The 25,354-nt window shown below is 61.0% G+C and carries 25 protein-coding genes and 2 pseudogenes; 16 read left to right on the forward strand and 11 right to left on the reverse strand.

Translation table 11 applies throughout. The features are described 5' to 3' along the window. The first annotated feature begins 222 nt into the window (after positions 1–222). From purF to L0Z65_RS08240, 7 genes and pseudogenes are all read left to right on the forward strand, one after another. A pseudogene (gene purF / locus L0Z65_RS08210) lies at positions 223–1,681 on the forward strand (amidophosphoribosyltransferase). Between the two features lie 123 nt (positions 1,682–1,804). Continuing rightward, positions 1,805–2,347 (forward strand): DUF2199 domain-containing protein, encoded by a 543-nt coding sequence (locus tag L0Z65_RS08215; RefSeq protein ID WP_014874195.1) that lies wholly within the window; start codon positions 1,805–1,807, stop codon positions 2,345–2,347. A gap of 232 nt (positions 2,348–2,579) precedes the next feature. Continuing rightward, complete coding sequence (locus L0Z65_RS08220; RefSeq protein WP_014874194.1) at positions 2,580–2,849, forward strand: hypothetical protein; 270 nt, start codon at positions 2,580–2,582, stop codon at positions 2,847–2,849. Positions 2,850–2,951: 102 nt separating this feature from the next. After that, a complete protein-coding gene (locus tag L0Z65_RS08225) occupies positions 2,952–3,605 on the forward strand; it encodes an SDR family NAD(P)-dependent oxidoreductase (RefSeq protein WP_405112266.1) in 654 nt (217 codons plus the stop codon). Positions 3,606–3,886: 281 nt separating this feature from the next. Further along, a complete protein-coding gene (gene surE / locus L0Z65_RS08230; RefSeq protein ID WP_405112269.1) occupies positions 3,887–4,669 on the forward strand; it encodes a 5'/3'-nucleotidase SurE in 783 nt (260 codons plus the stop codon). Beyond that, a complete protein-coding gene (locus L0Z65_RS08235; protein WP_014874191.1) occupies positions 4,666–5,313 on the forward strand; it encodes a protein-L-isoaspartate(D-aspartate) O-methyltransferase in 648 nt (215 codons plus the stop codon). Before surE ends, L0Z65_RS08235 begins: the two co-directional genes overlap by 4 nt. A 137-nt stretch (positions 5,314–5,450) precedes the next feature. Then, on the forward strand, positions 5,451–6,680 hold the full coding sequence (locus L0Z65_RS08240) for a peptidoglycan DD-metalloendopeptidase family protein (protein WP_405112273.1): 1,230 nt from the start codon (positions 5,451–5,453) through the stop codon (positions 6,678–6,680). Between the two features lie 108 nt (positions 6,681–6,788). On the opposite strand, the gene L0Z65_RS08245 is transcribed toward L0Z65_RS08240, so the two are convergent. From L0Z65_RS08245 to tatA, 5 genes are all read right to left on the reverse strand, one after another. Continuing rightward, a complete protein-coding gene (locus L0Z65_RS08245) occupies positions 6,789–7,631 on the reverse strand; it encodes an ATP-binding protein (protein ID WP_405112276.1) in 843 nt (280 codons plus the stop codon). A 48-nt stretch (positions 7,632–7,679) separates the two neighbouring features. Next, positions 7,680–8,135, reverse strand: a complete 456-nt coding sequence (rpiB, locus tag L0Z65_RS08250; RefSeq protein ID WP_014874188.1) for a ribose 5-phosphate isomerase B — start codon at positions 8,133–8,135, stop codon at positions 7,680–7,682. A gap of 125 nt (positions 8,136–8,260) precedes the next feature. Next, positions 8,261–9,229, reverse strand: coding sequence for a twin-arginine translocase subunit TatC (locus L0Z65_RS08255; protein WP_040177947.1), 969 nt, complete (start codon positions 9,227–9,229; stop codon positions 8,261–8,263). After that, complete coding sequence (gene tatB / locus L0Z65_RS08260; protein WP_027247619.1) at positions 9,226–9,711, reverse strand: Sec-independent protein translocase protein TatB; 486 nt, start codon at positions 9,709–9,711, stop codon at positions 9,226–9,228. The genes L0Z65_RS08255 and tatB overlap by 4 nt, the downstream gene beginning before the upstream one ends. Positions 9,712–9,717: 6 nt before the next feature. After that, positions 9,718–9,936, reverse strand: a complete 219-nt coding sequence (gene tatA / locus L0Z65_RS08265) for a twin-arginine translocase TatA/TatE family subunit (RefSeq protein ID WP_040172879.1) — start codon at positions 9,934–9,936, stop codon at positions 9,718–9,720. Between the two features lie 222 nt (positions 9,937–10,158). Here tatA and L0Z65_RS08270 point away from each other — a divergent pair, with 222 nt between their 5' ends. Further along, on the forward strand, positions 10,159–10,539 hold the full coding sequence (locus L0Z65_RS08270) for an antibiotic biosynthesis monooxygenase family protein (protein ID WP_405112283.1): 381 nt from the start codon (positions 10,159–10,161) through the stop codon (positions 10,537–10,539). Positions 10,540–10,542: 3 nt separating this feature from the next. After that, positions 10,543–11,232 (forward strand): helix-turn-helix transcriptional regulator, encoded by a 690-nt coding sequence (locus L0Z65_RS08275; protein WP_405112285.1) that lies wholly within the window; start codon positions 10,543–10,545, stop codon positions 11,230–11,232. A 9-nt stretch (positions 11,233–11,241) separates the two neighbouring features. On the opposite strand, the gene L0Z65_RS08280 is transcribed toward L0Z65_RS08275, so the two are convergent. The 3 genes from L0Z65_RS08280 to L0Z65_RS08290 all read right to left on the reverse strand — a co-directional run bounded on the left by L0Z65_RS08280 (position 11,242) and on the right by L0Z65_RS08290 (position 14,408). Then, a complete protein-coding gene (locus tag L0Z65_RS08280; protein WP_405112288.1) occupies positions 11,242–12,369 on the reverse strand; it encodes an ABC transporter ATP-binding protein in 1,128 nt (375 codons plus the stop codon). Positions 12,370–12,491: 122 nt separating this feature from the next. Continuing rightward, the gene (locus L0Z65_RS08285) at positions 12,492–13,616 is read right to left on the reverse strand and encodes a hypothetical protein (protein ID WP_405112291.1); all 1,125 of its coding nucleotides are present in this window, start codon (positions 13,614–13,616) and stop codon (positions 12,492–12,494) included. 12 nt (positions 13,617–13,628) lie between these two features. Further along, positions 13,629–14,408 (reverse strand): SDR family oxidoreductase, encoded by a 780-nt coding sequence (locus tag L0Z65_RS08290; RefSeq protein ID WP_096870984.1) that lies wholly within the window; start codon positions 14,406–14,408, stop codon positions 13,629–13,631. Positions 14,409–14,702: 294 nt separating this feature from the next. Here L0Z65_RS08290 and L0Z65_RS08295 point away from each other — a divergent pair, with 294 nt between their 5' ends. The 7 genes and pseudogenes from L0Z65_RS08295 to L0Z65_RS08325 all read left to right on the forward strand — a co-directional run bounded on the left by L0Z65_RS08295 (position 14,703) and on the right by L0Z65_RS08325 (position 21,911). Further along, positions 14,703–15,719, forward strand: coding sequence for a Hint domain-containing protein (locus L0Z65_RS08295; protein ID WP_405112294.1), 1,017 nt, complete (start codon positions 14,703–14,705; stop codon positions 15,717–15,719). 190 nt (positions 15,720–15,909) lie between these two features. Then, positions 15,910–16,341 (forward strand): nuclear transport factor 2 family protein, encoded by a 432-nt coding sequence (locus tag L0Z65_RS08300; RefSeq protein WP_123618705.1) that lies wholly within the window; start codon positions 15,910–15,912, stop codon positions 16,339–16,341. A gap of 87 nt (positions 16,342–16,428) precedes the next feature. Next, a pseudogene (locus L0Z65_RS08305) lies at positions 16,429–18,038 on the forward strand (peptide chain release factor 3). 38 nt (positions 18,039–18,076) lie between these two features. After that, complete coding sequence (locus L0Z65_RS08310) at positions 18,077–18,823, forward strand: hypothetical protein (RefSeq protein ID WP_405112297.1); 747 nt, start codon at positions 18,077–18,079, stop codon at positions 18,821–18,823. Further along, complete coding sequence (locus tag L0Z65_RS08315; RefSeq protein ID WP_405112300.1) at positions 18,820–19,785, forward strand: glycosyltransferase family 2 protein; 966 nt, start codon at positions 18,820–18,822, stop codon at positions 19,783–19,785. The genes L0Z65_RS08310 and L0Z65_RS08315 overlap by 4 nt, the downstream gene beginning before the upstream one ends. A 180-nt stretch (positions 19,786–19,965) precedes the next feature. Continuing rightward, positions 19,966–21,513 (forward strand): DEAD/DEAH box helicase, encoded by a 1,548-nt coding sequence (locus L0Z65_RS08320; protein ID WP_405112303.1) that lies wholly within the window; start codon positions 19,966–19,968, stop codon positions 21,511–21,513. A gap of 224 nt (positions 21,514–21,737) precedes the next feature. Then, complete coding sequence (locus tag L0Z65_RS08325; protein WP_405112306.1) at positions 21,738–21,911, forward strand: RSP_7527 family protein; 174 nt, start codon at positions 21,738–21,740, stop codon at positions 21,909–21,911. A gap of 194 nt (positions 21,912–22,105) precedes the next feature. On the opposite strand, the gene L0Z65_RS08330 is transcribed toward L0Z65_RS08325, so the two are convergent. The 3 genes from L0Z65_RS08330 to L0Z65_RS08340 are packed head-to-tail and all read right to left on the reverse strand — an operon-like array spanning position 22,106 to position 25,321. Beyond that, the gene (locus L0Z65_RS08330; RefSeq protein ID WP_405112309.1) at positions 22,106–23,773 is read right to left on the reverse strand and encodes a ribonuclease J; all 1,668 of its coding nucleotides are present in this window, start codon (positions 23,771–23,773) and stop codon (positions 22,106–22,108) included. Next, entirely contained in the window at positions 23,763–24,551 is a 789-nt protein-coding gene (locus L0Z65_RS08335; RefSeq protein ID WP_096870978.1) for a type III pantothenate kinase, read from the reverse strand. The genes L0Z65_RS08330 and L0Z65_RS08335 overlap by 11 nt, the downstream gene beginning before the upstream one ends. Positions 24,552–24,571: 20 nt before the next feature. After that, entirely contained in the window at positions 24,572–25,321 is a 750-nt protein-coding gene (locus L0Z65_RS08340) for a biotin--[acetyl-CoA-carboxylase] ligase (protein WP_405112313.1), read from the reverse strand. Positions 25,322–25,354 lie beyond the last annotated feature (33 nt).

Genomic DNA, 25,354 nt, shown 5'->3' on the forward strand with positions numbered 1-25,354 from the left:
AGCTGAGGCCCTGCGTTTTCTAGCCCCGACCATGGCAAGACACCCGACCTGCGACCGCTCGCAGGTCTTTGTCGTTAGAGAGAGCACCAGCAGCCGGGCGGGGTTTTTACCCCCAACTGTCGTGAAACCGTGATCCTTTGGTGACATGGGCGGGCGGACCCTCTATGTGGGGGGCATCCTGACAACCGGATTCGGAGCCACACCGCCTTGCCGATGCCGCAGATGCCCCCCGCCCACCCGTTTGACGATGACAAGCTGCGCGAAGAATGCGGCATCTTTGGCGTCGTCGGCGTCCAGGACGCCTCCAATTTCGTTGCTCTTGGCCTGCACGCCCTGCAACACCGAGGACAGGAGGCTGAGCGGCATTGTCACCCATGATCCTGTCGAAGGGTTCCAGAGTGCCCGCCGGTTTGGCTATGTCCGCGACAACTTCACCTCGCAGGATGTGATGTCCACCCTGCCCGGCCCGATTGGGATTGGCCATGTGCGCTATTCCACCGCCGGGTCCAAAGGTCAGACCGCGATCCGCGACGTGCAGCCGTTTTTTGGCGAGTTTGCCATGGGCGGCGCAGCTATTGCCCACAATGGCAACATCACCAATGCCGATGCCCTGCGCAAAGAGCTGATCGAACGTGGTTCGATCTTTCAGAGCTCATCCGATAGCGAATGTATCATCCACCTGATGGCGCGCTCCCTGCAGCGCAATATTCCGGAGCGGATGGAAGATGCGCTGCGCCGGGTCGAAGGGGCGTTTTCCGTCGTGGCGATGACCCGCACCAAACTGATCGGCGTGCGGGATCCGCTCGGCGTGCGCCCGCTGGTCCTCGGCAAGATCGGCGATGGCTATGCGCTCAGCTCGGAAACCTGCGCCCTGGACATCATCGGCGCCGAGTTCATGCGCGAGATTGAACCGGGCGAAATGGTGGTGATCACCGACAAGGGCGTCGAGAGCCATTTCCCGTTCCGCCGCCAAGCGTCCAAATTCTGCATCTTTGAGCATGTCTATTTCTCCCGCCCTGATTCGATCCTTGGCGGGCGTTCTGTTTATGAGACCCGCGAAGCAATTGGCCGCGAGCTGGCCAAAGAAAACCCGGTCGAGGCGGATCTGGTCTGCCCCGTTCCCGACAGCGGCACCCCGGCGGCGATTGGCTATTCGCTGCAATCGGGGATCCCCTATGCGATGGGGATCATCCGCAATCAGTACATGGGCCGGACCTTCATCGAGCCGACCGAACAGATCCGCAACATGGGTGTGCGTTTGAAGCTGAACGTGAACCGCGCCCTGATCGAAGGCAAGCGCGTGATCCTGGTGGACGATTCTGTTGTGCGCGGCACAACGTCGCGCAAAATCAAGGAGATGATCCTGGATGCCGGGGCCAGCGAGGTGCATTTCCGCATCGCCTCTCCGCCAACCGCCTGGCCCTGTTTCTACGGCGTGGACACCCCCGACCGTGACAAGTTGCTGGCGGCAAACATGTCCGAAGATGAGATGGCCAAGCACCTCGCCGTGGACAGTCTGAAGTTCATCTCACTGGACGGGCTTTACCGCGCCGTGGGTCAGGATCAGGGGCGCAACAGCGCCTGCCCGCAGTATTGCGATGCCTGTTTCTCTGGCGAATACCCGGTTGTTCCCACCGATATGGTGGAACGGGGGTTTGAAATGAAAGCCGCAGCAGAGTAAGAGCGCAGCCGATATCAGTTCGACTCATGAGGCGCTGATCACCGGATCGGCGCCTCTTGCCGTTTTGCGACCACCACCGCCCGCCACCGAAAGGCCGACCCCTTGGATCCACATCTCGCCCGCATGCTTGGCTCACAGCGCCAGTGCCGCTGTTGCGGGGCGACCTTTGCCCAGCTTTTGAGCCTCAGCTGTGACCGGCCCGATGTCTGCCCGGAAGATATGTTCGTGCATGACAACACCGCCATCTCTGCTCAGGCCGGTGATGTGCTGACCGAGGATTTTTGCCGCCTTGGCAAACTGCGCTTTGTGCGGGCAGTGCTGGCGGTGCCACTGGCGGATACCCGTGGTGAGGAGTTCATTCTGGGCACTTGGGCGCGGCTGAGCCAGGAGGATTTCGAGGCCTATCTCGACCGGTTCGAGATGCAGGAGACCGAGGATCTGGGCAGCAAACGCGCCTGGCTGGCCAATGCCATCCCACCAGACGGCAGCGAGTCGGTCGAGGCGATGCTGCATATGCGGCCTGAAGGGCAATATCCTGAGTTGCAGATCTCTGAGCCGGATCACCCGCTCTACAATTTGCAGATGGTCGGTGCGCAGCTGGAAGAGCTGCTGGGCCTGCTTTATGCCTATGGCCACGATCTGCCGTCGCTGATCTACGACGCCTGACCCCACTGAAGTTCCCCCGCTTCCCAGCCTGCTTCCCCCCGCAAACGTTCAAGGGCCTGCGCGCAATTGCGCAGCGTCAGCAAAGGCCATGCGCAAGGGCTTGCGCACCAATGGGCGGACCACCGGCAGTCGCTTGCCACCATGCCCCGCCCCCTCTGTTCGGCGGAAAGCGAAGCTGATAGCCGACCAGCATCCGCCCTGAGCGCACTAGAGAAAGAACCAAGTTACCAGAATGGCAAATCGTGATAGCGGCAAGACCCCGGCGAATGTTGCAGGTCATGCCACCCAGAAAGACGCCTTGCGTCGCAACCGCCTCAGCCTGTTGGGACTGTTTGGCGCCAGCAACAACCTCAGCGCCATGGTGCGCATGCCCAGTGGGCGCACGCAGGTGGTGACCCGTGGCAGCCGACTGTCTGGCGGTGAGGTCATTGCGATTGATGCCGACGGTCTGATCCTGCAGAAAAACGGCAAAGCTGCGCGGATCGAGATGCCCGGCAGCTGACTCGCTTTGGCGGCTGACGGGGAGCTGGGACGGAGGGCTGGGACGGAGGCTGCGCCGCTTTGGCCCCTTGACCCGCGTCACGCGGCACCGCACAAGGCGCCCATGACACAGAAACTTGCTCTCATCACCGGGGCCTCTCGGGGTCTGGGCGCCGCCCTCGCAGAGGCACTGGCGCCGACGCATCACATCGTTGCCGTGGCCCGCACCACAGGCGCGCTGGAAGAGCTGGACGATCGGATCAAATCCGTCGGCGGTTCTGCCACATTGGCCCCGATGGATATCACTGTCCCCGAGGCTATGGCGACGCTCTGCCGCGGCATCCACGACCGTTGGGGGCAGCTGAATCTCTGGCTGCATACCGCGATCCACGCCGCACCGTTGAGCCCGGCCAATTTCGTCGCTGCGAAGGATTGGCAGAAATCCATGGCGATCAATGCCACAGCGACCTCCGTGCTGATCCCCTATGTGGCCCCGCTGCTGGGGCAAACCGGTCAGGCCGTGTTCTTTGAGGATCCCCGCGCGGGCGAGAAGTTCTTTGGGGCCTATGGTGCCACCAAGGCGGCCCAGATGTCGCTGGCCAACAGCTGGCGGATTGAGACTGCCAAAACTGGCCCCAAGGTGCAGGTGCTGACACCGCACCCCATGGCCACCGCTGTCCGTGCCCGGTTCTTCCCCGGCGAGGATCGCGACGCGCTGGCCAGCCCGCAGCAGGAAGCCGCCCGGTTGTTGCCCCAGATCCTGACCGCCGCCGACTGACCAAACGCTGCTCATCGGCTGCATGACGCCCAATGGCGACGCAGACGCGCGACATTCCGCCGACCGGTGCCCGACAGGGACGCCGGTCGCCTTGGTTTCAGGGCCGGGCGGCAAACCTGTGGCCTCTGTGCCGCAGGGGCCGTCACCGGGTAGCTTGCGCGCGGTCACAGTGGGGAAACTCTTGCCCCCTTTTGCCCCACATCTTATTCAGGTCGGACATGCGGATCGGCGTGACCGCACCCAAGATACAGCCCGCCAGAGCCAGACGAGAGGCCCAGTTCATGCGAATTCTGATCACCAACGACGATGGCATCAGCGCCCCCGGTCTGGCGGTTCTGGAGCAGATCGCCCGCGATGTGGCAGGCCCCGACGGCGAGGTCTGGACCGTCGCGCCCGCGTTTGAACAATCAGGCGTCGGCCATTGCATCAGCTACACCCGCCCCTTCATGCTCAGCCAGCTCGGAGAGCGCCGCTTTGCTGCCGAAGGATCGCCTGCGGACTGTGTGCTGGCAGGATTGCATGTGGTGCTGAAGGATCAGCTGCCGGATCTGGTGTTGTCGGGCGTGAACCGGGGCAACAATTCGGCTGAGAATGCGCTCTACTCCGGCACCTTGGGTGGCGCAATGGAGGCAGCATTGCAGGGCATCCCCGCGATGGGACTGTCGCAGTATTTTGGGCCAGAAAACAACCAGCTGGACAACCCGTTTGAAGCCGCCGCCCAGCACGGCGCCGATCTCATCCGCTCAATCCTTGACACACAACCCAAGGAAGACGCGGATTACCGATTGTTTTACAACATAAATTTCCCGCCCGTCCCGGCGGCGAATGTTAAAGGGCGACGGATCGCACCGCAGGGGTTTCGGCGTGGCAGCCACTTCTCCGCTGAAGAACAGACCTCCCCCAACGGGCGGCGCTACCTCTGGATCCGTGGCGGCAATCAGCATATCGCGACCGCCGAGGGTACGGATGCGGCGCAGAACCTGGCAGGCTATATCTCGGTTACACCGATGCGGGCAGATCTTACGGCGACGGACGCGCTGGAGCGCCTGAAGGGCATTGAATGAGCGAGCCGACTGCCGAAACCAAGATGCAGTTTCTGTTTGCCCTGCGTTCGCGCGGGGTGACGGATGCGCAGGTACTGGACGCGATGGAGCAGATCGATCGCGGCCCCTTTGTGCGGGGGTTGTTCTCGGCGCGCGCCTATGAGGACATGCCGCTGCCGATAGCCTGCGGCCAGACCATTTCGCAGCCTTCCGTCGTAGGGCTGATGACGCAGGCTTTGCAGATTTCGCCCCGCGACACGGTGCTGGAGGTCGGCACCGGGTCCGGCTATCAGGCGGCGATCCTGAGCAAGCTGGCGCGGCGTGTCTATACCGTGGACCGTCATGCCCGGCTGGTGCGGGAGGCGCGGCAGATTTTTGACCAGCTGCATCTGTCCAATATCACCTCGCTGGTGGGGGATGGCAGCCACGGGCTGCCGGAGCAGGCGCCCTTTGATCGAATCATTGTGACCGCTGCCGCCGAGGATCCACCCGGCCCGCTCTTGGCGCAGCTGAAGACCGGCGGTATCATGGTGGTGCCCGTGGGGCAGTCGGACACCGTACAGACCCTGATCCGTGTTCAAAAAACCGCCAGCGGTCTGGAATACGACGAATTGCGCCCGGTGCGTTTTGTTCCCCTGCTTGAGGGGATCGGCAAAGACACGTAAGTGAGAGGCAAGACCTGCCCTCCCCCAAAGTTCGGGAAGATCCCGAGCCGGATCACGTGGCTGGCCGACGGACTATTGGCAAGCCCCAGGGATAATGGGGGCCCGCAAGACGGGAACGGCGTTCTGAGGAGAGCGAAATGACAGTGACTGACCCCACCCGCCGCGATCGCGCGACAGGCCGCAAGGTGCTGATGGCGTTGCCTCTGGTGGCCGTGCTGGCCGCTTGCGAGGCGCCGCTTGACTACGATCTGCGCGGCCAGATCGGTGCTTTCAACACCACCAAGGCGGCCCAAACTGCCACCACCAGCCGTCCGAAACCGGATTCCAATGGCCTGATCACCTACCCGTCCTATCAGGTGGCCGTGGCCCGACGCGGCGATACGCTGAATGACGTGGCTGGCCGCATTGGTCTCCCCGCCAGCGAATTGGCCCGTTTCAACGGCATGAAGACGGACGATCCGCTGCGCCAGGGCGAAATCATCGCCCTGCCCCGCCGGGCACCCGGCACTGCTTCAAAAAGCACAGGCGGTGTAGATATCGCCTCGCTGGCGGGAGATGCTATCGACAGTGCCCCCTCCACCACGCCAAATGCAGCAAGCACCGTCAACACCACACCGCTGGCACCGCAGCCTCCGGCGAGCAAGCCGCAGGTGCAGAGCGGGCCGGAGCCGGTGCGCCACAAGGTGAAACGCGGCGAGACAGCCTATACCGTGTCGCGGCTGTATCAGGTGCCAGTAAAGGCACTGGCGGAATGGAACGGTCTCGGCAGCGATTTTGCCATTCGTGAAGGCCAGTTCCTGCTGATCCCGCTGAAGGACCGTCCGGCACCGCGCAAGGAGGCCTCCGCAGCAGCAGCCGTGCCCGCAGTCGCAACCGTCACGGCCCCCGGTGAGGGCACCAGCACGCCCACCCCACCCAGCGCGACCAAGCCGCTGCCGCAGGAAACCGTTGCCCCGGCCGCAGAAGCTCCCAAGGATCTGCCAAAGGTGGAAGTGCCCGCCCCCACCCGCAGCGCCAGCAGCGCGATGAGTTACCCGGTCAAGGGCAAGATCACCCGCACCTATGCCAAGGGCAAGAACGACGGCATTGATATTGCGGGGGCTGCGGGCGCGCCGGTACAGGCCGCCGATGGCGGCACCGTCGCGGCGATCACCAAGGATTCAAACAATATCCCGATCATCGTGATCCGCCATGACGCCAAGCTGCTGACGGTCTATGCCAATGTCGACAAAATCGCAGTGAACAAAGGCGACACGGTATCACGCGGCCAGACGATTGCTGCGCTGCGTGACGGGCCGTCGGCCTATGTGCATTTTGAGGTTCGCAACGGCTTCGAAAGCGTTGATCCCCTGCCCTATCTGCAGTGACGTCGCCCCCGTACATCAGACCATAAAAAACGGCGCCCGGGAGATCCCTGAGCGCCGTTTTCCATTTGATGTACCGGTGGGGTCGTTCCAAAGCCGCGCGCGACCTTCTCAGGTGACTTTCACACCGTGACGACCGGCGAGATCGGTGAAGAACTGCCAGGCCACCCGCCCCGAACGCGCACCGCGTGTGGCTTGCCATTCTATCGCCTCGGCGCGCAGCTCCTGCTCCGCAATCTCTACACCGTAGGCTGCGCAATAGCCTGAAATCATGGTGAGATATTCATCTTGATCGCAAGGGTGGAAACCGAGCCACAGCCCGAACCGATCCGAGAGCGAGACCTTTTCCTCAACCGCTTCGGAGGGGTTGATGGCGCTGGAACGCTCGTTTTCGATCATATCGCGCGGCATCAGGTGGCGACGGTTGGAGGTGGCGTAGAACAGCACATTATCCGGGCGCCCTTCGATGCCACCATCCAGCACCGCTTTCAGGCTTTTGTAGTGCTGATCATCATGGCCAAAGGAGAGATCATCACAGAACAGGATGAAACGCTCAGGCGCGGCCCGCAGGTGGTTTAGAAGACGTGCCACCGAGGGCAGATCCTCGCGCTGCAGCTCCACCAGTTTGAGTGCTGGAAACTCCGGTGACAGCTGGCCATGGATTGCCTTCACCAGGCTGGATTTCCCCATGCCACGGGCGCCCCATAGAAGCGCGTTATTGGCCCCGAACCCGGCGGCAAAGCGACGGGTGTTGTCCAACAGTGTGTCGCGCGCGCGATCAATCCCCAAGAGCAGGTCCAGATCAACACGGTTGACGCTTCTCACAGGCTCCAGCCGGTCCGGGGCGACATGCCAGACAAAGGCCGACGCCGCACCGAAATCCGGTGCCTTCAACGGTGCGGGCGCCATCCGCTCCAGCGCATCCGCGATACGGGTCAGGCTTGTCTCATCCATAATCTGGGCCTCCGGTTATCTGGCTTGGGGGCGCGACCCTCTGTGGGATCAGCTGTCCTGCGGCTCAATCATATCCACGCGGGTGGCGTGGCGACCGCCTTCAAACTCAGCATTGAGGAAGGCATCAACGATCTCAATCGCGAGGCTGTCACCAACCACACGCGCCCCGATGGAGAGCATATTGGCGTTGTTGTGCTGGCGGATCATCTTGGCGGAGAAGGTTTCGGAGCAGACGCCGCAACGGACGCCCTTCACCTTGTTTGCGGCCATCATGATGCCCTGACCGGTGCCGCAAAGGATGATCCCGAGATCGCAATCGCCCGAGGCCACACGCTCCGCCGCGGCTGCGCCGTGCTTGGGGTAATGGGTGCTCTCCGGGGTCGTGGGGCCAATGTCGACGACCTCCCAGCCATTGGCGGCAATGTGGTCCGCGATGGCCTGGCGCAGCTCAATCGCGGCGTGGTCACTGGAAAGCACAACGCGGGTCGGTTTTTTCTGGTCCATGGGAGTCTCCGTCGGTGGGTTACCTGGGTCAAAGCATGTTCAGGCTGCGCGGGCAAGAGGGCAGCCGCCAAAGCAAAAAGGCGCGCCGTTTCCAGCGCGCCTTTTGTCATCCGTTCCGGTAGGGATTACTTGGCCTTACCGTCGTCCTGATCATCATCTTCAAACTCGGCCATCAGAGGATCATCTTCGGGATGCATATCCATTTCCTCGCCGAGATCATCGTCGTCGTCATAGTAGCCCTCGGCGCGCAACTTTGCCTCGCGGGTCTTCTCAACCCGGCGCACCAGAAGGATCGACACCTCATAAAGACCATAGACCACCGAAAACAGGATCCCTTGCGTGATCACATCCGGCGGGGTCACAAGAGCTGCCAATACAAGGATGGCGACAACCGCATATTTGCGCACGCTCCCCAGCCCGTCAGCGCTGACCAGACCGGCCTTCCCCATCAGGGTCAGAAGCACCGGCAGCTGAAAGCACAGGCCAAAGGCCATGATGAATTTCAGCGTGATATCCAGCGACTCGTTCACCTTGCCAAAAAAGGTGATCCGCACCCCTTCGGTGGTTTCCGGCACCACGGCGGCATCGGCAGGCAGGCTGCTGACCGCGCCAGACAGAAGGTTGGCAAAGATCGACGACACATCGGCAAAGCCAAGGAAGAAAGCCATCGCCAGCGGTGTCACCACGAAATGCGCAAAGCTCGCCCCCAAGAGGAACATCACCGGCGAGGCTATGAGGAAGGGCAAAAACGCATTCTTCTCCGTCTTGTAGAGACCCGGCGCCACAAAGCGCCAGAGCTGGAAGCCAATGACCGGGAACGACAGTGCAAAGCCAAACACCATGGAGATGCGGAACAGCGTGAACAGATATTCCTGCGGGCTGGTGTATTGCAGTGTCGGTGCGGGATCGCCCAGATTGCGCAGGGTTTCCTCAATCGGACCCAGCAGGAATTGCAGGATCGGTTCTGCAACAGTGAAGGCCAGCACGATCCCCACGATGAACGCGCCCACCGCCCGGATCAGGCGGGTGCGCAGTTCAGCCAGATGCTCAATCAGCGGCGCTGTGCTGTCGTCGATGTCTTCAGACGCGCTCATGTCTTGGTCTCACTTTCCGGCGTTGTCGGCGTGTCCGGAGCTGCCAAAGCGGCCTCCGCCTCAGCCGCTTTGGCCTGCGCTTCAGCGGCCTCGCGCGCCTTGCGGTCTGCCGCAGCACGGGCGGTGGCAGCCTGGATTTTCTTGGCATCTTCTGCCCGTTCAGCCGCCAGTTTCCCGGTTTCGCTGTCGGGGTCGAATTTGGTCGGGTCAATCGACTTAGCCATATCCTGCGCCGCCTGTTTGACGCCATCCATTGCGGTGTTCATCGGATTGGCCGCCGCCTTTAGCCCCTTGGCCATGTCATTGACGCCCGCCTCATCGGCAGCGTCATTCATGGCCCGGCTGAATTCGCGCGCCATGCCCTTGGCCTTACCCACGAACCGCCCGACATTGCGGAACAAAACCGGCAGGTCCTTGGGCCCGACAACAATCAGCGCCACAACGCCGATGACCATGAGTTCGGTCCACCCAAGATCAAACATCGCCGCTTAGACCTTGTCTTTTTCGGTCTCGGGGGTCACGTCGCGCGCAGCCTCTGCGGAGTTGTCTTCTTCCAGTTCCTTGGTGCTGTCGTTGACGCCTTTCTTGAAGGCGGTGATGCCTTTGCCCACTTCGCCCATCAGCGACGAAATCTTGCCGCGACCAAACAGGACAAGCACGACAACGGCGATGAGCAGCAGGCCCGGAAGGCCGATATTATTAAGCATGAGAGGGTCTCCTTCTGCGTGCGGACCGGGGGATGGCCCGCAGATGTCATTTGACGACGGTTTTACGCCCCCACCCCGGCGCGGCAAAGATCTGAGCCGCATGGGCGGCATCGGAAACTGACAAAAAAGCAGTTTTATCCGAGGTGACGCAATCCAACTGACAGGTTTATGTCAGTTGAGGGGCGCTATTGCCAGTGTATCACACCGAAAAGGAGACAAGTGATGGACAAACATGTGGCAGAGATCGTGACCTTTCATCTGGCTGAGGGCGTCAAGACAGCGGATTTTGTGGCGCTGATGCAGCGCACCGAAGGATTTGTGCGCGCGCAATCCGGCTTTCTGCATCGTCAACTGACACGGGGCGCAGATGGCAGTTGGACCGACTATGTGGTCTGGCAGGATATGGCGACAGCACAGGAGGTGGCACAAAGCTTCATGACGCAGGAGTTCTCGGCAGAGGTGATGGCGGCAATCGCGCCCGATACGGCCAAGATGCGTCATGAGGAGGTCCGTTTGGTCCATGGCCAGCTAGGGTCAGATAACTTACAGGCTCAAGGGGCGGAGGGTGGTCTTGACCTCCTCCCCGCCCCGTATAAAGGCTAGGACATGCGCCGCACCGACCGCCTGTTCGACATTATCCAGATCCTGCGCGATGGAAAACTGCACCGCGCGCAGGACATTGCCGCACGGCTGGAGGTCTCGACCCGCACAATCTACCGCGACATGGACACGCTGGTTGCCAGCGGTGTGCCGGTCGAGGGTGCCCGCGGTGTGGGCTATATGGTGCGCGAGGCGATCACCCTGCCGCCCCTCACACTCACCAGCGAGGAGCTGGAGGCGCTGAACCTTGGCATGGCGATTGTCGCTGAGGCTGCCGATCCGGATCTGAAAGCCGCTGCCGAAAGTCTGGCCGCCAAGGTGGATGCGGTGTTGCCCGAGGGTACCATTGCCGAAGCTGATGCGTGGAAATTTGCAGTCTACCCCTTCGCCGACGCAGCGCGAGGGTTTACCCAGATGCCGACGCTGCGCGCAGCAATCAAGGCGCGCCAAAAGCTGCATCTCACCTACAGACGTATTGATGACACGCTGACCGAGCGGGTCATCCGCCCGTTGCATATGGAATACTGGGGCCGGGTCTGGACCCTCACCGCCTGGTGCGAGGCACGTGAGGATATCAGGGTGTTTCGGGTTGACCTCATCGAGGCCGCCGAGCCCCTGCCGGAGTTGTTCGTGGATGAACCGGGCAAGCGCCTGATGGATTATCAGCCCTATGCCGACACGCCCGCGCCGGACTAATCCATCGCGTCAGCCGCCGGTTGGAAAGACGAAACAACGGTTGCGGCGCACAGTCAGCCACATCACCCGCCCGGCATCCGGCAGGAAGACATTTGGCACCGTCGCCTTCAACACGCTGCCGTCAAAATCCATACGAAACTCAACCAGGCTCTCATGCCCGAGGAAGCGGGCCCGTTTGACGACGCCGCGCGCGGCAACCCCGTCGCTGGGCGTCGGATGAGGACCGCGTCCGTTGCGGTCAAAATCAATCCGCAGGTGCTGCGGGCGAAACACAATGTCGACCTTGGTGCCATCCGGCACGCCCGGCGCCAGAAACTGGCCAAAGGGGGTTTCGGCAAGTGCTCCGTTCACCTCGGCATGTAAAATGTTGGTATCACTAAAAAAACCCACCGCGGCGCGATCCACTGGTCGGGTGTAGACGTTATAAGGCGCGCCCTGCTGCACGATCTTGCCGGAACGCATCAAAGCAATCTCATCAGCCATCCGCATCGCCTCTTCCGGCTCATGGGTGACCAGAAGGACGGCGGCGTCCTCTTCTTTCAGCAGTGTCAGGGTCTCATCGCGGATGCCGTCACGCAGGCGATTATCAAGCCCAGAAAATGGCTCATCCATCAGCATGATCCGTGGGCGTGGGGCCAGCGCGCGGGCCAAAGCCACACGCTGCTGTTCGCCACCAGACAGTTGATGGGGGAATTCGTCGATATATTGCGCGAGCGAGACCTTATGCAGCAATTCTTCAACGCGGGCGCGTTTCTCGTCCTTGCTGCCCTTCAGGCCGAAGGCGACATTGTCGGCAACGCTCAGATGCGGAAACAGGGCAAAATCCTGAAACATCAACCCGATTTCACGGCGCTCTGGCGGTACGCGAAACACGGTATCGCAGATCAGTTTGCCATCGACGTAGATCTCGCCGCTGTCCTGCATCTCCACCCCGGCGATCATCCGCAACGTGGTGGATTTGCCGCATCCCGACGGACCAAGCAGACAGGTCACCTGCCCGGCCTGGATCTGCAAGGACACATCATCTACCACCGCACGCCCGTCAAAAAAGCGCCGCAGATTGCGGATTTCGAGACGCGGCGCAGCTGCCGTCGGGCTGTCGGTGCCAAGCATCGGATCAGGGGGGGCAGATGTCATGCGACCTCGTTATTCGTGTCCGACCTAAATGATCGGGATTGGCCTGCAGATATCAACGCCAATGTCTCCATGCAAGGGAGCGCACCAGAGCGCGACATCAAGGGTCGACAGTGGCAGCATGATCACTGCGGTGGCAACAAATCAAAACTCAACTCAGCGTGCACGCGCCCGTTGACCAGCAGTTCGAGCCGATGCGGTCCCGGCACCAGAGTAAAGGTGCTCGCCCCGGCTTTCAGCGGATGGCGCTTGCTGAGGCGTGTACCGCCGCCGGTCAGGGCCGTTTGTTTCAGCTTAAAGACCTTGGCCGACACCTTGCCGCCGGGGCGTTGAAAATGCAGACGATAATCCACCAGCACGGGGGCGTCCGGTGCACCGTCCAGCTGGCAGTCAAACTGTAGAGCGCCGCCAATATGCACAGGATCATCGCGCAGCGTGATGGTCGCGGCGAGAGGCATGTCCGGGTCATACCCTAGCATCTCCATCGCGCCGCTGTGCCCGGCCTTCACCAACCCACGCAGCGCATGGGCGGTCATCCAGGCCAGCTCCTGCGGGCGCTGCTGATCTGCCGCCTGCCAGCTGCGCAGCCGATCCAGCACCAGCTCCGGATCCTTTTTTGAGATGTCGTTGAGGTGATTGGCCACTGAACGTGTCACATAGCGGGTCGGATCGGCGTGGAGCTCATCCAGCAGGGGCAAGGGCTGCGCCAATGTGAGCGGAACCGACTGGCCCCAGGGCAGCCTTGGCCGGGTGCCTTCGCTGACTAGCCGCCGAACGTGATAGTTGTCACTTGTCGCCCAACCCTGCATCACGGCCAATGTCTGATCGGTCCAATGGGTGAGAAACGGACGGATAGCCCATTCCATGGAAAACCGCTGGGTGATTTCGGACAGCAACTGCAGCGACAGATCCGGTGCGGCCTCCAGCCCGCGTAGCACCACAAACTCTCCCAGCGGCGCAAAGATGAAGTCGCCGAAATCATCATCCGACAGGCTGGGATCCAGAGGCGGCGGCAGCGCCCGTCGCAGAACGGGTGCGGCGGCCTCCAGATCCGCAGGCAGATGGCGGACCAGCACCTCTGCTATCAGGGAAATGCGCTCCTTCAGCTCCAGATCCGGCAGCTGAGCCATCACCTCAGCCTCAAACGCTGCGGCGTCAAATCCGGGATCCGCCGCCGCGAAAAGGCCCGCTAGGTAGCGGGTCTTCTTCTGATTAAACAGTTGATCCTTCAGCGAGAAACCGGATGCCATCTGCCCGCCCCGTTAAATGGTCATATTGGTGGCGCCACCGTCCAGCAGGATATTCTGGCCGACGATGAAGCCCGCGTGCTGCGAACAGAGGAAGGCGCAGGTGGCGCCGAACTCCTGCCGCGTGCCATAGCGACCAGCGGGAATGCTGGCGGCGCGCTGCTCGGCGGCCTGCTCAAGGGAGATCCCCTGCTGTTGGGCCACGCCGGTATCCAGCGAGACCGCCCGATCCGTGGCGTGGATACCGGGCAGCAGGTTGTTGATGGTCACGCCCTTCGCGGCAACCTGACGGGAGGTGCCTGCCACATAGCCAGTCAGCCCGGTGCGCGCCGCATTCGAAAGGCCCAGAACCGGGATTGGCGCCTTCACCGATTGTGACGTGATGTTGACCACCCGACCCCAGCCCCGTTCCATCATACCCGGCACCAGCGCCTTGATCAGCGCGATCGGGGTCAGCATGTTGGCATCCAGCGCCTTGATAAAATCCTCACGCTCCCAGTCAGACCACAACCCCGGCGGCGGGCCGCCTGCGTTGGTCACCAGAATATCGACCCCCTCGGCTGCGGCGATGACCTTGGCCTGCCCCGCCTCGGTGGTGACATCCGCGGCGATGGTTTCCACGTTGACGCCATGGGCATCCCGGATGGATTGGGCCGAGGCCAGAAGCGCCTCCGCCCCCCGCGCGTTCATCACCAGATCCACCCCGGCCTCTGCCAGGGCCTCCGCGCAGCCGAGGCCCAGCCCCTTGCTACTGGCACAGACCAATGCCCGCTTACCCGCCAATCCCAAATCCATGACATATCTCCCTGTTGCGCCGCGATATCTTATTCCGGCCATGCCGTTTGCAAGCCGGGATCCTACAGCGTTTCCGTCGCGGCGGAGCTTGCACCCTTGTCCCGGTATTGACCAGCCCAAACACCAACCGCAGGTGCCGATGCTGCGGCAAGACGACCCGTGCCTGCGCGTCATTGCCTTCCGGCTCTGCTGGCTTCGCAAAACCACCCCCGTCTGGTCTGCATCTCGCCACATTTGCCGCCAAAATGGGACATCACACGCGCAGGACGCGCGCCGCTATTGGTTAGGTTACCCATGTTGACACAGCTGCATCAGATCCCCGTTGCCGCCCAAACGCTCCCGGTGTTCGCGGCGGCTGACTTCTGCGTCGAAATGGGAGCGAACATGGGCGATAGCCTTGGGGTCTATGATGATCTGCAACTGGACGACGTCTATCAACTGACCCGCAATACCCCGCTCCGCCAGATCGGCCTGACAGCGCGTCCGGACGGGCGCCTTACCCTAGATGAAGGAACCGCGACCGGCACCCCGGGCGCGCGCCTGCATCTGGATTGCCTGCTGACACTGATGCCCGATCTCGGCGCCAATGTTGAGGCTCTGGTTTTGGTCGAGGTGGACGACGACGGGTTGATTGCAGCGATCTATTTGCTGCCACTTTCGCCACTGCGCCCGCAGACAGGCTACACTTTGGTGCGCAAAACGCGCGAGGGCACACGTCAGCGGCTTGCGCAGCTGGCCTGCGTCTCCTTCACGCGCGGCACCCATATTACCCTCGACACTGGTGCACAGCGGCCGATTGAGGATCTTGTGGTCGGGGACCGGGTTCTGACGCGCGATGACGGCGCCCAAGAGGTGCGCTGGATTGGCCAATGCACAAGCCGCGCGGTTGGTGAAATGGCTCCGATCCTGATCCGGGCCGGTGCGCTCAACAATGAAAATGATCTCCTGGTCAGTCCGGACCACCGGTTGTTGGTGCATCCCCGCCGCGACATCCGCCGCAGGGGTCGCCCTGATCATCTGGTTCGGGCGCGAGAGCTGGTGAACGGGATTGATATCTTTGAACAAAGCGGCGGCTTTGTGGATTACTTCCAGCTACTGTTTGAGCGACATCAGATCATATTCGCCGAAGGGATCGCAGCTGAGAGCCTCCTGCTTAACCCGTTGACGCGGGCTGCGCTGCCACAGGACAACCTGAGCCGGACACCGGGCCTGTTGCTGGGCCATCAGCGGGTGGCCTTTGGGCTGGAAATTCAACCGGCGCTGATAGACAGAGGTCAGACCGTGGCCGGGTTGAAGCGCCGCGTCATGTGACCGCGCGCGTCTGATCTGCGCGTCCCGCAGAAAGCTACCGACACAACGACAGATGTGCATCAGCTCAACAGATGCTGAAAAATTCAGCACACCGGGGCAAGAATTTACGATTTCTGATGGAAATCTCCGTGATTATTCCGACACATGGGCCAGACGCCCGGATTTGGAATTTATGGAACTTTGCCTAACTATGACGAAACGAGACCTTGTGCAGCGCTGGTTTTCCGAGGTTTGGGAAAATCGCGACATGTCCATATTTGCCCAGATGCTTGCCCCCTCGCTGGAGAACACCGAACTGCTGGACGGGCTGACCAACCCCCGCAAGGATTATCCCGTCCTAATCGAAGTTGTTCACAAGCTGGCGGGTGAGCTGCAGGTGCAGATGCTGCACTACATGGAAGACGGCGACTGGACCTCAACGCGCTACCTGCTGACATCCGATGGCCCGGACGGGGTCACGCCTGTTCATGCTGAGGGGATCATGATGATTCGTTTTGAAGGCGACAAGATTGCTGAACTGACGTCCCGATTTGACGCCTTCGCCTTCTTCGAACAGCTGGGGCAACTGCCCGCAGATGCAATGCCTGCCTGTCTTGCCGGGCAGGCCCTGATCTGGGATTGAAACGGCGGCCCCGATTGTCGGTAATGCGCAGGGGGCCTGCCCCCTGTTTTTCTTGCCTCGGCGCGCCATCCTGATATACGCGCGCTCATGCTCGATACCGTCCCAAACCGCCCCGACCTGCTTAAGCAGAAATCGCCCGGCGCCGCACCTTTGCGATCATCTCGCATCCGGATGCCGGCAAAACCACGCTGACTGAGAAGTTCCTGCTTTATGGTGGTGCTATTCAGATGGCCGGTCAGGTGCGCGCCAAGGGTGAGGCCCGGCGGACGCGCTCAGACTTCATGCAGATGGAGAAGGATCGCGGTATTTCCGTTTCGGCCTCCGCGATGTCGTTTGACTATGCCAACTACCGCTTCAACCTGGTGGACACGCCCGGTCACTCCGACTTTTCGGAAGATACCTATCGCACGCTGACCGCCGTTGATGCAGCGGTCATGGTGATTGATGGCGCAAAGGGTGTGGAAAGCCAGACCCAGAAACTGTTTGAGGTCTGCCGCCTGCGGGATCTGCCGATCCTGACCTTCTGTAACAAGATGGACCGCGAAAGCCGTGACACATTTGAGATCATTGACGAGATCCAGCAGAACCTCGCGATTGACGTGACACCAGCCAGCTGGCCGATCGGCGTCGGTCGCGATTTCATCGGCTGTTACGATATGTTGCGCGACCGTCTGGAGCTGATGGACCGGGCCGACCGCAACAAGATCGCCGAGAGCATTGAGATCAACGGTCTGGACGACCCGAAACTGGCAGAGCATGTGCCAGAGCACCTGCTGGAGCAGCTGCTGGAAGAGGTCGAAATGGCACGCGAGCTGCTGCCGACACTTGATCCGCAGTCGGTTCTGGAAGGTCACATGACGCCAATCTGGTTCGGCTCTGCGATCAACTCCTTTGGGGTGAAGGAGTTGATGGACGGCATCAGCACTTACGGACCGGAACCGCAGCCGCAGACCGCTCAACCGCGCCAGATTGCGCCGGATGAAAAGAAAGTCGCCGGTTTTGTTTTTAAGGTGCAGGCCAATATGGATCCCAAGCACCGCGACCGCGTGGCCTTTGTCCGGCTGGCGTCGGGCCATTTCAAACGCGGCATGAAGCTGACACATGTGCGGTCCAAGAAACCAATGGCGATCTCCAACCCGGTGCTGTTTCTGGCGTCGGATCGCGAATTGGCAGAGGAAGCCTGGGCTGGCGATATCATCGGTATTCCGAACCACGGCCAGCTGCGCATCGGCGATACGCTGACCGAGGGTGAAGCGCTCCGCGTGAGTGGCATCCCGTCCTTTGCACCGGAACTCTTGCAAGGCGTGCGCGCGGGCGACCCGATGAAGGCCAAGCATCTGGAAAAGGCGTTGATGCAGTTCGCCGAAGAAGGTGCCGCCAAAGTGTTCAAACCCTCCATCGGATCCGGGTTCATTGTTGGCGTGGTGGGGCAGTTGCAATTTGAAGTGCTCGCCAGCCGGATCGAGATGGAATACGGCCTGCCCGTCCGGTTTGAGGCCTCGCAATTCACGTCTGCCCGCTGGGTCAGCGGCGACAAGACCGCGCTCGACAAGTTCATCAACACCAACAAGCAGCACATTGCCCATGATCATGATGGCGATGTGGTCTATCTGACACGCCTTCAGTGGGACATCGACCGGGTTGAGCGCGACTATCCGGACTTGAAACTGACCGCGACCAAGGAGATGATGGTCTAAGACCAGCCTCCCAGATCATCGGTGACACCAGCCCCGCCATGGATATCGACAACGAAAACTATCCTGGCGGGTTCTATAAACTGCTGCGGCAGCTCGAAAAGAAAGAGGTGCCGTTTGTCGAGCCGCTGTCGGCCTTGCCGACGGCGGATGCCGATTTGACCGCTCTCCTTGGTCCGCTGACAGATCCAGGCCCCAAGCCCGCGACGCAGAAGGATCTGCCGATCCACCATATCGCGCATAAATGGCAGTCTCTGCGGGAAGAGTTTGCAGGCGATCCTGAAATCTGGGCGGTCCATGCGCTCTGTATTGCGATCTTGCGCCGCCGGGATGCGCCACCGGAAGCGCGGGCGCTGTTCCTGCGGATCTGGGCGGAGCATGGGGGTGCACTGGCGGCGGGTCTGCCGACGCGCTGGCTGATCTCAGCGGCAACCACCTTTGCGGATCATGGGGACACGATTGATCAGCGGCTTGGCGGACAAGGGCTGCAGTTGCTGTTCCACCTGATCAAGCTGCATGACAGTGAACGGAGATTGTCAGGGCGACCCACCGACAGTGGCCTTCCCCGTGTAAAGGGCAAGGATCTGGATGACATCGGCCTTGGCATGACACCTTACCACCTGCCCCATGGCGATCTGGATCGACAAATGCTGGCGCGGCTGTGGCGGTATGGCGAACGGGACTTGGTGCTGCGGCCGCTCGCCATCAGGATGCTGCGCATGGTGATGGAAGATCCCCGCAGCATTTTCGGACGCATTCAGCGCTACAAGACGCATCGCAGGTCATGACCACGCCGAGCCAACCGAAATGGGGTCTTGTCAGCACCATCAAGGCCGACGCCAAATCTATCCTGGATTTTGCCGCCTACCACCTGGATCTGGGTGCCCACCGGTTACATCTGTACCTTGATGCAGAAAATCCCGACGTCTACCCACATCTAAAGGCGCATCCGAAAATTCGGGTAATCACCTGCGACGACCGCTATTGGAAGCAGCACAAGGCGCCGCGTCCAAAGATGCACCAGCCCCGCCAGACGATGAACGCGACCCACGCCTACGAGCGGATCCAGACCGACTGGGTCGCCCATATCGATGTGGATGAGTTTCTCTGGCCTCATGTTGCAGCCGCGGACCAAAGCCGGGCGATCACAGAAACGCTCGCCGCGCTGCCTGCTGAGACGGATGTGCTGCGGATGCGCCCGCTGGAGGCGCTGGCCGGGCATGCGGATCACTACAAGGCAATGGTCCCCTCTGGTGCTGAACGCGAGCATGAGGTCAGGGCGATCTATCCCGAATTCGGCGTTTTTCTCAAAGGCGGCTTTCTCAGCCACACGGCAGGTAAGCTGTTTGCCCGAACCGGCCTCCCCGATATTCAGTACCGAATCCATAACTTGTTCCAGCACGGCGAGAAAAACACCCGCGAGACCGAGCAGGAGGGATTGCGGATCTGTCATCGCCACGCCGCCAGCTGGGATGACTGGCAAGGCAGCTACCGATTCCGACTGGCGCGTGGCTCCTACCGGCCAGGTCTGGGTGCAGGCTTTCCGGCGCGTTTCGGCGGGTTAAACAAGCATGAGCTGCTGACCATGATCGAACAGGACCACGGTATAGACGGATTGCGACGCTTCTTCGGCGAAATCAATGCGGAGCTGCCTGAGGTCTATGATGCGCTACGCCTGCGGGGTATGATCCATCATTGCCCGCTGAATTTGGCGGCCAAGCGACGTCAACATTTCCCGCAATTTGACTAAACTGTTTCGGATTTACCCGTTACAGGATCAATAACCTGCGAAAACCCGGCTTCGTTTGACGATTGCAGCGGATTTTGCTATGCCCCGCCGCAAGCCGATCAAGACAGGACGCAAGACCATGCGGAATCGGCCCTGACATACACGCGCGGGCCAGGTCAGTGTCCGCAAAAACGGACGCATATGACAAAATTTTCAGATCTGAACCTGAACCCCAAAGTTCTCAAAGCGATTGAGGAAGCGGGTTACAGATCCCCTACCCCTATTCAGGCAGGGGCCATTCCTCCTGCTTTGGAGGGGCGCGATGTGCTGGGGATTGCACAGACCGGCACCGGCAAGACAGCCTCTTTCACCCTGCCGATGATTACCCTGCTGGCGCGCGGTCGCGCCCGGGCACGCATGCCGCGCAGCCTGGTGCTCTGCCCCACGCGCGAGCTGGCAGCACAGGTGGCGGAGAATTTCGACACCTACACGAAACACTTGAAACTGACGAAGGCGCTGCTGATTGGCGGTGTTTCGTTCAAGGAGCAGGACACGCTGATCGACAAAGGGGTGGACGTGCTGATCGCTACCCCCGGTCGTCTGCTCGACCATTTCGAGCGTGGCAAGCTGATCCTCTCCGACGTCAAGGTGATGGTGGTGGACGAAGCCGACCGGATGCTCGACATGGGGTTCATTCCCGATATCGAACGCATCTTCGGCCTGACTCCCTTTACCCGTCAGACACTGTTCTTCTCCGCCACGATGGCGCCAGAGATTGAGCGGATCACCAATACGTTCCTATCTGCCCCAGAGCGCGTGGAAGTGGCGCGTCAGGCAACGACGTCTGAGAACATCACCCAAGGCGTGGTGCTGTTCAAAGCCTCCCGCCGGGACCGTGAGGGCAGCGAGAAACGCAAGTTGCTGCGCCACCTGATTGATCAGGAAGGCGAGAAATGCACGAATGCGATCATCTTCTGCAACCGTAAGACGGATGTCGATATCGTTGCGAAATCGCTGAAAAAATACGGCTATGATGCCGCGCCGATTCATGGCGATCTGGATCAGAGCCAGCGCACCAAGACTCTGGACGGGTTCCGCGAAGGTTCTTTGCGGTTCCTGGTCGCCTCCGATGTGGCGGCGCGCGGCCTTGATGTGCCCAGTGTTAGCCATGTGTTCAACTTCGACGTTCCAAGCCATGCAGAGGACTATGTCCATCGCATCGGTCGGACTGGCCGTGCCGGGCGTGACGGCACCGCGATGATGATCTGCGTGCCCAAGGACGAAAAGAACCTCGAAGACATCGAACGTCTGGTCCAGAACGAGATCCCGCGCATCGAGAACCCGCTGAAGAAAGCCAAGGCCGAGCCAAAGGCGAAAGACAGCAAGGACGATGCAAGCGGCGAGGCGCCTGAGCGCAAGACCCGCAGCCGCCGCTCTTCTTCCCGCAGCTCCGCTGCCAAGGATGTGAACGAGGCGGCAGACGCCCAGCAGGCAAATGATGCTGCGACCGCTGAGGTCGATTCAACAGCACAGGAGCAGAAGGCCCCTGAGCAGGAAAAGCGCGCGTCTGGCCGTGGCAAATCGGCCGAGAACAAATCCTCCGGGCAGAAATCCGGGCAGAAGGGCAACCAGAAATCCGGTCGTGGCCGTGGCGGCAACGACCGGGGCAATGATCGCAATGTGGTTGGCATGGGCGACCACATGCCCAGCTTTATCGCCCTCAGCTTTGCCGAGCGCCGCGCCGGGTAATATCCTCGGTGATGGCTAAAATCATCAGGGCTGCCTCCTGGGGGCGGCCCTTTTTCATTGTGCCGGGTCACCGGACCAACGGGAGCCATGCGCCAGTTGTCGGCCAAACGCCTCTGAGCTTTGCACTTGCAGCATGGCGGGATTGCCCATTTTTGCGGATGTCGCCCGACCCCGAAAAGCCTATCTGAGGGTCAACAAGACATAAGACACCCAAGAGGCCTGCCATGAACAATCTGGAGTTTCCAACCGTGACCGCCGACGAAATCCGCGCCATCGAAGCCCGCGCGCATGAGCTGCGTGCCGAGGCAATGGCCGCTTTCCTGCGCAGCCTTGGCCGGGGCATGGCCAGCCTGCCGGGGAAGTTGGCCGCGCTGATTTCGCGCCCCCGTCACGCCTGATCCGACGCCTGCGCGCAGGCAGCTGAGAGCAGACGGTAAGGTCAATCCCCTACCACAGATGAAAGCCCCGGCACGCTGCCGGGGCTTTTTCGTTACAGCCCATCAACTATGGGCATATGACCGAAACAACGGATCAAAAAAGGCCCGCCACATCAGGTGCGGCGAACCCTTAAATTAGATCAAAACGGTCTGGCTCAGCGCATCCGGCTGACCACAACGGTCACCTCGGGTTTCTTGCCGATCTCATTCTGCGCGGTCTGGCGGGCGACACGGCGAAGGTTCTCTTCCAGCTTGTCATCATCGCGCAGGGTCTTCGCACCGGCACGCATGATAAACTGGTTCAGATCCTCTTCCATTACCTCAACCAGCGCGGCATTGGATCGACCGGTTTCCGCAAGCCCCTTGATATCGCACCAGGGTTCGCCGAGTGGTTCGTCTTCTTCATCCAAGATGACAGTGACGACCACATGACCGTTGAGCGCCATGCGGATCCGGTCGCGGACAACGCCATCCAGCGCGCCATATTTGACCGACCCATCCAGATAGGTGCGCCCGGTGTCGACGTAATCCACCACCTTCGGCGCGTCACCTGTCAGATCCATCATCATGCCGTTCACGGCCACAGCGCTGGCGATACCCTTCGCCTCGCCCAGACGGGCGTGCTGGCGCAGATGGCGGTGTTCGCCATGCATAGGGATCAGCATCTGCGGCTTGATGATGTCATGCATCCGTTCCAGATCGGGACGGTTGGCATGGCCGGATACATGATAAAGACCGGAGCTGTCATCCACCACATCCACGCCTTTTTCGGAGAACTGGTTGATGATGCGAATGACACCGCGTTCGTTGCCAGGGATTGTCTTGGAGGAGAACAGGAACAGATCGCCCTCCTTCACCTCAACGCCGCGATATTTGCCGCGTGCCAATTGGGCAGACGCCGCGCGGCGTTCCCCCTGGCTGCCGGTCACCACCAACATCAGGTTTTCGCGCGGCAGCTCCTGCGCCGCCTCAACGCTGACCACCTTTGGGAAGTTCTTCAGAACGCCTGTTTCGGTCGCGGCCTCCACCATGCGCTGCATCGCCCGGCCAAGAAGGACAACGGAACGGCCCGCGGCATGGCCTGCCTCCGCCAGGGTTTTTACCCGCGCCACGTTAGAGGCAAATGTGGTTGCAACAACCATGCCCTCAGCCTCGCCCACCAGACGGGTGATCTCGGGGCCGACTTCGACCTCGGACCGACCGGGGTTCAGCGAAAACACATTCGTGGAATCGCAGACCAGCGCCTTGACGCCATCCTTGGCGATCTCCGCCCACATTTCCGGGTCGAAGGCTTCGCCCACGATGGGAGTCGAGTCAGTTTTGAAATCGCCGGTGTGGACGATACGGCCCGCAGGTGTATCGATCACCAGACCGCCACTTTCCGGGATGGAATGCGAGATCGGAGCGACGCCGACGGTGAAGGGACCAAGTTTTGTCACCTCGGGCCACGCAGAAACGGTTTTCACCTCTTCACTGTCGAGACCAGCCTCGTCCATCTTGCGGCGCGCCAGATTGGCGGTGAAGGCACGGGCATAGATCGGCACGTTCAGATCGCGGTAAAGATGCGCGACGGCGCCGATGTGGTCCTCATGCGCGTGGGTGATGAACACCCCTTCCAGCTGGTCGGCTCGCTCTTTCAACCAGCGGATGTCCGGCATGATCAGATCGACGCCGGGGCTGCTGTCCATATCCGGGAAGGTGACGCCCAGATCCACCAGGATCAGGCGTTCCTTGCCCGGTTTGCCGTAGCCGTAGATATAGGCGTTCATGCCAATTTCGCCCGCCCCACCCAGGGGCAGGTAGATTAAACGTTCAGTGCTCATCCTCGAGACCGTTATCCTTGTTGTATCTGTGTATGATCTGTAGCCCGTGCATCGTGAGATCATCCTCAAATGCGTCAAACAGATCGGCTGTCTGCTGGAACAAAGGCGCCAGCCCGCCTGTCGAGATTACTTTCATCGGCACGTCACGCTCCGCCTTGATGCGGGCGCAGATTTCACGCACCAGTCCTACGTACCCCCAGAACACACCTGACTGCATACATGCAACCGTATTGGTGCCGATGACGGACTGGGGTTTGGAGATATCCACATGGGGCAAGGCGGCGGCGGCCTGATGCAGCGCCTCAAGGCTGAGATTCACGCCCGGCGCAATGACCCCGCCGATATAGGCGCCATCCTCGGCCACCACATCAAAGGTTGTTGCTGTGCCAAAATCGACCACGATCAGATTGCCACCATATTGATCAAACCCGGAAACCGTATTGACCAAACGATCGGGGCCCACATTCGTTCCCTGATCCACCCGCACCGAAACCGGCAGAAGGCAATCCGGCTTGCCGACCACAAGGGGGCGCGTGTTGTAGTAGCGATCCGCCAGAACCCGCAGGTTGAACACCACACGTGGCACCGTGGAGGAGATGATCATATCGGTGATATCTGCCTCGATCCCCTGCAACCGCATCAGCGTGTTGAGCCAGACATAATACTGATCCGCCGTGCGCCGCCAATCGGTGGCAGTCCGCCAGGTACCGATGAAATTCTCCCCGTCCCAGATTGAAAACACCGTGTTGGTATTGCCGCAATCAACTGCCAGAAGCATGACCTGCCCTGCTCCTCTTCCTAGAAAAAGATATCCGCCGCAGGGATGCTGACGCGGCCCTTGGCGGTCTTGAGGACAAGGTTACCGCTGCCGTCCACCGTCTCAAACGTGCCCTCGGTTTCAGAATTAGAGGTTCGCGCGATGATCACCTCACCCAGACGGGCTGCACGGGCCAGCCAGGCGGTGCGGATCGGTTCGAAGCCATAGGTGACAAACTGCTGTTCGCAGCGGGCATAGGCGGCCGCCAGCTCAGTCAGGAAATCCTCAGGCGTGATGTGGATACCCGTCTCCGACAGCAGTGACACCGGCCAGACCGCGCCCGGCTCCAGCCATTCCTGCATCGGCGTCTCAATCAGATTGACCCCGATCCCAATCGACAGATGAGTGACGCCGCCTGCGACCCCTGCGCTCTCCAGAAGAATGCCCGCCAGCTTACCACCGTTCAAAAGCACATCATTGGGCCATTTCAGCGCCAGTCCCGCGGTCTCCCCGCAGAGTGCGACGCAAGCCTCATGCAAGGCAAGGGCCGCCACGAAGCTGCGCAGCGCCACCTGCTCCGGCGCGCCATCCGGCCGCATCACCAGGGTTGCTGCAAAATTGCCCTTCGGTTCCTTCCAGGCCCGCCCTCTGCGACCGCGCCCCTTGGTCTGGCGCTTGGCCATGATCCATTCCGGGCCGGTCAGCGTAGGCGCGCGGCGCGCGGCCTCATCCAAGGTGCTGTCCACCTCCTCTAGCAGGCTGCGCCCGTATCCCTCTGGCCACTCACTCATGATCCTGTCCCTTCAAGGCAAAAAGGCCCGGTC

It is taken from the genome of Phaeobacter sp. BS52 (assembly GCF_045040595.1).
Classification (GTDB): domain Bacteria; phylum Pseudomonadota; class Alphaproteobacteria; order Rhodobacterales; family Rhodobacteraceae; genus Phaeobacter; species Phaeobacter piscinae.